Source organism: Streptomyces alkaliphilus, assembly GCF_014141535.1.
In the GTDB taxonomy this organism is placed as follows: domain Bacteria; phylum Actinomycetota; class Actinomycetes; order Streptomycetales; family Streptomycetaceae; genus Streptomyces; species Streptomyces alkaliphilus.
On sequence record NZ_VKHT01000103.1, the window covers coordinates 1 to 8,797 of the forward strand.

Annotated in this window: 4 protein-coding genes and 1 pseudogene; 1 reads left to right on the forward strand and 4 read right to left on the reverse strand. The window is 72.2% G+C overall.

From position 1 onward, the window contains the following. Nucleotides 1-41 precede the first annotated feature (41 nt). The gene (pulA, locus tag FNQ90_RS05890; protein ID WP_182605290.1) at nt 42-5,531 is read left to right on the forward strand and encodes a pullulanase-type alpha-1,6-glucosidase; all 5,490 of its coding nucleotides are present in this window, start codon (nt 42-44) and stop codon (nt 5,529-5,531) included. Between the two features lie 127 nt (nt 5,532-5,658). Here the strand turns inward: pulA and FNQ90_RS05895 are convergent, their stop codons facing one another. From FNQ90_RS05895 to FNQ90_RS05910, 4 genes and pseudogenes are all read right to left on the reverse strand, one after another. Further along, complete coding sequence (locus FNQ90_RS05895; RefSeq protein ID WP_182605291.1) at nt 5,659-6,420, reverse strand: peptidoglycan recognition protein family protein; 762 nt, start codon at nt 6,418-6,420, stop codon at nt 5,659-5,661. A 1-nt stretch (nt 6,421) separates the two neighbouring features. Continuing rightward, nucleotides 6,422-6,679, reverse strand: a complete 258-nt coding sequence (locus FNQ90_RS05900) for a hypothetical protein (RefSeq protein WP_143618071.1) — start codon at nt 6,677-6,679, stop codon at nt 6,422-6,424. 338 nt (nt 6,680-7,017) lie between these two features. Further along, entirely contained in the window at nt 7,018-8,175 is a 1,158-nt protein-coding gene (locus tag FNQ90_RS05905; RefSeq protein WP_182605292.1) for an alkaline phosphatase PhoX, read from the reverse strand. Between the two features lie 225 nt (nt 8,176-8,400). After that, nucleotides 8,401-8,797 (reverse strand): annotated as a pseudogene (locus FNQ90_RS05910) (hypothetical protein); the annotation flags it as partial.

The window sequence follows — 8,797 nt, forward strand, 5'->3', positions numbered from 1 at the left end:
GATCGGCCCCGTCCCGTTTCCCGACCCGTAGGAGCTCCCCCGTGCTGCTGCGCACGCCCACCGCGCGCAGAGGTCTGGCCGTCGCCACGGCGGCCGGTGTCCTCGCGACGCTGATCCACGCGGCGGCGGCCCCGGCCGCCCAGGCGGCCCCACCGCCGCCGACCGACGCCGAACTGGCCGCCGAGCCGACCCGGCACGCCCTCACCGCCGAGCAGTTCTACTTCGTGCTCCCGGACCGCTTCGCCAACGGCGACCCCTCCAACGACACCGCCGGCATCCCCGGCGGCCCGCTCGACCACGGGCACGACCCCACAGACGAGGGCTTCTACCACGGCGGCGACCTGCGGGGTCTGATCGAGAACCTCGACTACATCGAGGGCCTGGGCACCACCGCCATCTGGATGGCGCCCATCTTCGAGAACAAGCCGGTGCAGGGCGAGGGGGAGAACGCCTCCGCCGGATACCACGGCTACTGGATCACCGACTTCACCCGGGTGGACCCGCACTTCGGCACCAACGAGGAACTCGCCGAACTGGTCGGGGCGGCACACGAGCGGGACATCAAGGTCTTCTTCGACGTCATCACCAATCACACCGCCGACGTCATCCACTACGACGAGGGCTCCTACGACTACCTCTCCAAGGGCGCCTTCCCCTACCTCGACACCGAGGGCCGCCCCTTCGACGACCTCGACCACGCCGGTGCCGACAACGGGGAGTTCCCCGAACTCGACGTCGAATCCTTCCCGTACACGCCGGTGACCTCCGACGCCGAGGCTGACGTCAAGGTCCCCGACTGGCTCAACGACCCGACGCTCTACCACAACCGCGGCGACTCCTCCTTCGCCGGTGAGAGCTCCCTGTACGGCGACTTCTACGGCCTGGACGATCTGTTCACCGCCCGGCCCGAGGTCGTCGAGGGCATGGTGGAGATCTACCGCACCTGGGTCGAGGACTTCGGTATCGACGGGTTCCGCATCGACACCGTCAAGCACGTCAACATGGAGTTCTGGACCCGCTGGGCCGCGGCCATGAAGGAGCACGCCGCATCCCTGGGCAACGAGGACTTCTTCATGTTCGGCGAGGTGTACTCCTCCGATGTCGCCGAGAAGGCCCGGTACGTCACCGAGGGCGGCCTGAACGCCACCCTGGACTTCGCCTTCCAGGAGGCCACGCGGTCCTTCGCCTCGCAGGGCGGCTCCGCGAAGCGCCTCTCCGCCCTCTTCGACGAGGACCACCGGTACACCACCGCCGACACCAACGCCCAGCAGTCGGTCACCTTCCTGGGCAACCACGACATGGGCCGGATCGGGCACTTCCTGCGCGCCGACAACCCGGACGCGGACGACGCCGAACTGCTCGGTCGCTCCCGCCTCGCGCACGAGCTGATGTTCCTGTCCCGGGGCAACCCGGTGATCTACTACGGCGACGAGCAGGGCTTCACCGGATCCGGCGGCGACAAGGCCGCCCGTGCCACGCTCTTCGGCTCCACGACGCCGCTGTACCTTCAGGACCCGCAGCTGGGCACCGACCGCACCCACGCGGAGGACGCCTACGACACCGACCACCCGCTGTACCGGGCGATCGCCGACCTCTCCTCCCTCACCCGCGAGCACCCGGCGCTGCGCGAGGGCGCGCAGACCGAGCGGTACGCGGAGGACGGCGCCGGCGTCTGGGCCCACACCCGCACCGACGCCGACGAGCGCGTCGAGTACCTGGTGGCCGCGAACAACGCCGAGGCCGAGCGCACGGTCACCGTGCCCACCGACACCCCGGACGCCGCGTTCGAGGTGCTGTACGGCGAGGCCGCCGGCCCCCGGGCCGGCGTGACCGCCGACGCCGACGGCGTGGTCGAGCTCACCGTGCCCGCCCTGTCCACCGTGGTGTTGCGCGCCGACCGACCGCTGCCCGACCCGCGGGTCGCGCCCGCGATCGAACTCACCGCGCCCGACACCGGCGCGCACGGCGTCGTGGAACTCTCCGCCGCCGTCACCGGCGGGGCGCTCAACCGGGTCGCCTTCGCCGCGCAGGTCGGCGACGGCGACTGGGAGGTGCTCGGGGTCTCCGACGCGCCGCCGCACCGGGTCACCCACACCGTCCCCACCGGCACGCCCGAGGGCACCCCACTGCGCTACCGCGCGGTCGCCGTGGACTCCTCCGGCGCCACCGCCGCGACCGGCGCGCAGACCACCGCCGGCAGCCCGCCGCCGGAGCAGGCGCCGCGCGCGGTCGAGCGGGAGTGGGCCGTGGTCCACTACCACCGGCCCGACGGGAACTACGACGACTGGTCGCTGTGGGCGTGGGGTGACCTCCACGAGAGCGAGAGCTTCGACGAGTGGCCCAACGGCCGCCCCTTCATCGGCCGTGACGCCTTCGGCGCCTTCGCCTGGGTGCGCCTGGCACCCAACGCCTCCGAGGTCGGTTACCTCATCGTGGACAAGGAGGGCAACAAGGACACCGACACCGACCGGACCATCGACCTCTCCGCCACCGGCGAGGTCTGGGTCGAGCAGGGCGAACCGGAGGCGCTGAACGAGGCGCCCGAGGGCGTGTACCCGCCCGCCGACGAGTCCCTCGCCGTCCTCAGGTACCACCGCCCCGACGGTGACTACGATGGATGGGGCGTGCACGTGTGGACCGGCGCGGCCCAGCCCACCGACTGGAGCCGGCCGATCCCGGCCTCCGAGGTGGATTCCTTCGGCGCCGTCTACGAGATCCCGCTCGCCGAGGGCGCGACCTCGCTGAGCTACATCATCCACCGGGGCGACGAGAAGGACCTGCCCGCCGACCAGTCCCTGGACCTGCGGGCCGTCGGCCACGAGGTGTGGATCGTGTCGGGAGAGGAGACGTACCTGTTGCCCGCCGCGGGAGCCGCCCCGGAGCTGAACCCCGGCCGCGCGCGGGCCCACTGGATCGACGCCGGGACCGTCGTCTGGCCCGGGGCCGTCCCGCCCGGCGGAAGCCGTCAGCTGCTCTACCACCCCGAGGGTTCCATCGCCCTCGAGGACGGCGCGCTCACCGACGAGGGCCACTGGATCCGGCTCATCCCCACCGAACTGACCGACGAACAGCGCGCCCGCTTCCCGCACCTGGCCGACGAGCCCGCCCTGCGGGTGGACCCGCGCGACGCCGACCGGATCGAGGAGGCCCTCCGCTCCCAGCTGCTCGCCTCCGAGCGGGCCGCCAACGGGGCCCTGACCCGGCTCACCGGGGTACAGATCCCCGGCATCCTGGACGATCTGTACGCCGAGGGCGCGGTGGAGGCCGACCTCGGCCCGACCTTCCCCGACGCGAAGTCGCCGGGCAAGAGCAAGGGCAAGGGTGAGGACAAGGGGAAGAAGAAGGGACACCGGGGGGACCCCCTGCTCTCCGTGTGGGCCCCCACCGCGCAGCGTGTCGCCCTGGAGCTGGACGGCAACGAGAAGAAGCTCGTCCCCATGACCCGCGACGACGCCACCGGCGTGTGGTCGGTGAAGGGGAAGAAGAACTGGTACGGAAAGACCTACCGGTACCACGTCACCGTCTGGGCGCCCGAGGCCGGCGCGGTGGTCACCAACAAGGTCACCGACCCCTATTCGGTCGGTCTGACCACCGACTCCGAGTACAGCCTGATCATCGACCTGAACGACCCCGCCCTCGCCCCGCAGGGTTGGGCGAACCGGAACGTCCCCGAGCCGGTCGACCTCGTCGACGCCACCATCCAGGAGATCCACGTCCGCGACTTCTCCGTCGCCGACGCCCGGGCCCGCAACAAGGGGAAGTACCTGGCCTTCACCGAGCACGGCAGCCACGGCATGCAGCACCTGCGCAGGCTGGCCGAGGCGGGCACCACCCACGCCCACCTGTTGCCCACCTACGACATCGGCTCCGTCCCCGAGCGCGCCGCCGACCGGCGCGAACCCGACTGCGACCTCGCCGCCCTGCCCGCCGACTCCCCGGAGCAGCAGGCCTGCGTGGCGGAGGTCCGTGACCGGGACGCCTACAACTGGGGCTACGACCCCGTGCACTTCAACGTCCCCGAGGGGTCCTACGCCACCGACCCCGAGGGCACCGCCCGCATCGTCGAGTACCGCCGCATGGTGCAGGGGCTCCACGCCGCCGGCCTGCTGGTGGTGAACGACGTGGTCTACAACCACACCTTCGCCTCCGGCCAGGACGACAAGTCGATCCTCGACCGCGTCGTGCCCGGCTACTACCACCGTCTGCTCGCCGACGGCACCGTCGCCGACTCCACCTGCTGCCCCAACACCGCGCCCGAGCACGCCATGATGGGCAGGCTCGTGGTGGACTCGGTGGTGCTGTGGGCCGAGCACTACGGGATCGACGGCTTCCGCTTCGACCTCATGGGGCACCACCCGAAGCAGAACCTCCTCGACGTCCGTGAGGCGCTCGACGCCCTCACGGTCGAGCAGCACGGAGTGGACGGGAAGTCGGTCATCCTCTACGGCGAGGGCTGGAACTTCGGCGAGGTCGCCGACAACGCCCGTTTCGAACAGGCCACCCAGGCCAACATGGCCGGCACCGGCATCGCCACCTTCTCCGACCGGGCCCGTGACGCCGTGCGCGGCGGCGGCCCCTTCGACGAGGACCCGGGGGTGCAGGGCTTCGCCTCCGGCCTGTACAGCGACCCCAACGGGTCGCCGGCCAACGGCACGCAGGCCGAGCAGCGCGAGCGCCTGCTGAATTATCAGGACCTCGTCAAGGTCGGACTGACCGGCAACCTCGCCGACTACTCCTTCACCGGGAGCGACGGCGAGCGGGTCACCGGCGCGGAGGTGGACTACAACGGCTCACCCGCCGGGTACGCCGCCGCACCCGGTGAGGCCGTCGCCTATGTCGACAAGCACGACAACGAGACGCTGTTCGACGCCCTGGCCTACAAGCTCCCCGACCGGGTCTCACCGGCCGATCGGGCCCGGTCCCAGGTCGTCGCCCAGTCCACCGCCCTGTTCTCCCAGGGCCCGGCCTTCGGCCAGGCGGGCACGGACCTGCTGCGCTCGAAGTCCCTGGACCGCAACTCCTACAACTCCGGTGACTGGTTCAACGCCATCCACTGGGACTGCCGGGACGGCAACGGTTTCGGCCGGGGCCTGCCCCCGGCGTGGGACAACGAGGCCAAGTGGCCCTTCGCGAAGTCGCTGCTGACCCACCCGAACCTCACCGTGGGCTGCGCGGAGATCCGGGCGGCGGGTGACGCCTACCGTGACCTGCTGCGGATCCGGTCCGGTGAGGACGCCTTCGGGCTGCGCACCACCGAGGAGGTGCAGGAGGCGGTCTCCTTCCCCCTCTCGGGAACGGACCGGGAGATCCCCGGCGTGATCGTGATGGAGGTCGGTGACCTCGCGGTGGTCTTCAACGCCACCCCGCACCGGCAGCACCAGCACCACGCCTCGCTGGTGGGCAAGGACTACCGGCTGCACCCGATCCAGGCGGAGGGCACCGACGAGGTCGTGCGCTCGGCGCGCTTCGTGAGCGATCAGGGCAACTTCGAGATCCCGCCCCGCACCACGGCGGTGTTCACCCGCCGGTGAGGCCCACCGCTCCCCGCCGGACAACCGGCGGGGAGCGGGCGGCCGATCCCGTGCCCCCGGCGTTCGAGACGCCGGGGGCACGGACCTTTCCGGGGATACCGGGAACCCGGGGACACCGGGTCGGGGATCAGGTGATCGGGGCGGTCCAGGCGGCGTCCCAGGTGGCGGGACCCACGATGCCGTCCACGGTCAGCCTCTTCTCCCGCTGGAACGCCAGGCAGACATCCTTCGAGCCCTGCCCGTAGTGCCCGTCCACGGTGATGCTCCAGCCCCGGTTGCGCATCTGCTGCTGCCAGGTGCTCACCGAGGAGTGCGAGGTCACCGGCGGATAGCGGAAGTAGACCCCCGGCCAGGGCGGGGCGGTGGGGCCGCCCCCACCGCCGGGCTCCAGAGTGCCGTTGGTCACCAGGTTGTACAGGTTGCCCGGACACGCCGTGGAGGTGTGGTTGCGGTGACCGTTGATGCCGTTCGCAGCCCCGCCCCGCGAGCGGAGCCGGGAGATCGCCAGGTGGAAGGCGTCGATCAGGCCGTTGGTGATGGTGTCGTAGTTGCTCGAACTCCCACCCACCAGGCCGCAGACGGCGTACCAGTTCTGATTTCCGGTGTTGGTCCCGTTGGCGGCGGACCGGATGCCCTCGCCGCGTCCCTCGAACACGTAACCGTGTACGCATGTGAGGTGGTTGTAGGCGATGTCCTGCCAACCGTTGGTGTCCATGTGGTGGTTCTGGATCCCGCGCACCTGCGAGGCGCAGTCGGTGTGGCTTCCCCGGGCGACCCGGACCCCGTCCACGTGGTGCACGGTCACCCCGCCGTTGCCGGGGGTGATGTTGGTGCTGCGGCTGCGCGGGGCCCTGGCTCCCCACTGGGCGCGGCTGACGAAGACGGCCACCTCAGATCCCCCTCCCGGCCGACAGGCCACAGCCCACCGAGGCGTTCAGCGGTTCCGCCTCCACGTCGGCGGCACCGGGCCCCGCCCACCGGGCGGCGGGGTGGTCGGGGTGGTCGACCACCGTCGGGTCCGCGCCGGTGGTCGGTGCGGCGGCCAGGGCGGAGCGGGTGCCGACCGCCCCGAGGGCCGCCGCGCCCCCCACCGCTGCCGCGGCGGCCCCCAACAGGCCGCGTCTGGAAGGTCCGGTCCGTTCGCGCATGGCGTGTCTCCTCGTCTCCCCGTGGTCGGGGCTCCTCCTGTGCCGTGGCGTGCACGGCCGGGGCGCGACACGGCCGTGTGGTGGGGCCTCGACCGAGCTGTCCCGGTCGAGAGGTCGCGCCCCGGTGTTCCGAGAAGTGACATCCCCCTTTCCGGGGGTGGTTGACGCGCGTAGCGCGTGCGGATCGGGAGCGGGTCTCCCGCCGACCGTGCACCGGAACCCCACGCGTGCCCCTCTTGCACATCCCGCGCTCTCTGCTACCGGGGCCCGGTCGGCCGCGTGCTCCCCGATCCCTGCACGGGGGTGTGCGAGCGACCGACCGGACGCGGGGTCACGGGTCAGCGCCGGAAGGGACCCGACATCTCGTAGGTGATACCGCCCAGTCCGGCGGCGTCCCCGGCGGTGCCGCGCTGGGAGGAGAAGTACAGGCGGCTGCCGTCGGGGGAGAACGCCGGACCGCAGATCTCCGACCGGTCCTGGCCGTGGATGCGCATGATCGGGGCCACCACCCCCTCGGGGGTGATGATGTTGATCTCCATGTTCCCGCCGTCCTCCGCCACGTAGAGGTCACCACCGGCGGTGCCGGTGATGTTGTCCACCCCGTCCAGCGAGCCGTCCGCGTCGTAGACGATGGAGAGCGCGTTGGCCTCCGCGTCGTACGCCCACACCCGGTCGTCACCCTTGGTGGTGAAGTGGGCCACCCCGTTGTGGTAGTGACAGCCCTCTCCGCCCCGGAAGCGCAGCGCCGAGGACACCTGGTTGCGGGTCTGCCGGCCGAAGACCGGGCCGGACGGGTCCGGGATCCGTTCCCACCGCAGCCCGCCGCCGGAGGTCTCGCACAACACCTCCAGTCGGCCCCGGGAGAGGTCCCCCCAGGTGTCCGGGACGTACCGGTAGAAGCAGCCGTCGCTCTCGTCCTCGGTCAGGTAGACCACCCGGCGGTCCGGGTCGCAGGCCGCCGCCTCGTGCTTGAAACGGCCCATCGCCCCGTGCGCGACCGCCGAGCGCTTCCCGTAGGGATCGGTCTCGAAGACCTTCCCCCGGAAGGTCTCCTCGCAGGAGAGCCAGGTGTGCCACGGGGTCGCGCCGCCCGCGCAGTTGAGAGTGGTGCCGGAGAGGATCCGGTAGGCCCGGTCGATCGTGCCGTCGGCGGTGAAGCGGAGCGCCGAGACACCACCGACCAGGGGGACCTCGGAGTTGGAGACGTAGATCCAGCCGTCGCCGTCGGGGAAGCAGGCGCCGCCGTCCGGGGCGGGGTGCCACAGGATGCCGCGCACCCACTGACTCGAGCGGGCGACCACGCGGATGGAGAAGCCCTCGGGGAGGGCGACACCCAGGCCGTTGGGCGGCAGCAGGGGGCCGTAGGGGCCGGCGGCGGCGTTGGTGGTGCCGGGCCCGGGGGTGGCGGCCAGGGCGGCTCCCTGCCAGAGGCCTCCGGCCAGGGCGACGGCCCCGGCGCCCGCCGTGCCGGCGCGGAGAAGGGTGCGGCGCTCCATCAGTACTCCTTGTGTGACCCGTACGCGAAAGGTGGGGGTGGTACCAGGCGGTAACACCGTGCCGCACCTTCCCGTGCCCCGCCGGACCGGATGGGCGAACTCTCGCCGACGCGGGGGTGAGCAGTCGGTGCGAGCCGGCACTCCCCGAGCCGCGGCCGGGCCGAACGCGTCGGCGCCCCGGACGCGCGGAACACTCCGCACGCCGGGGCACCGGGCCCGGGGGAATCAGCCGACCCCCAGGGCCCTCATCTCGCCGCCGTCCTCCAGCCGGGCCGTCAACTCGGTCTCCACGCCCGGCTCGGCCGGCAGGATCATGGTGCGGCCCGTCACCTCGCCGCTCACCCCGCCGGTCGCGGAGATCCGGGCCACCCCCTCGCTGCCGGCGGCCAGCAGGTACCACTCGCCGTCCGGGGCCTGCCACAGGCCGCCCGCCAGGACGTGCGGCGAACGCGGACCGCACTCCGGGCCCTCCTCGGCCCGGGCGACCACCGCCCCCGGCGTGGCGGGACCGTCGTCCCCGCTCCCCGTCCCGGCCGCCGGGCGCGGCGGCTGGAACTGGACCAGGGTGCGGGAGCCCGCCGTCCGCCAGGTGTCGGCCCGGGTGCACACCCACCCCGCGCTC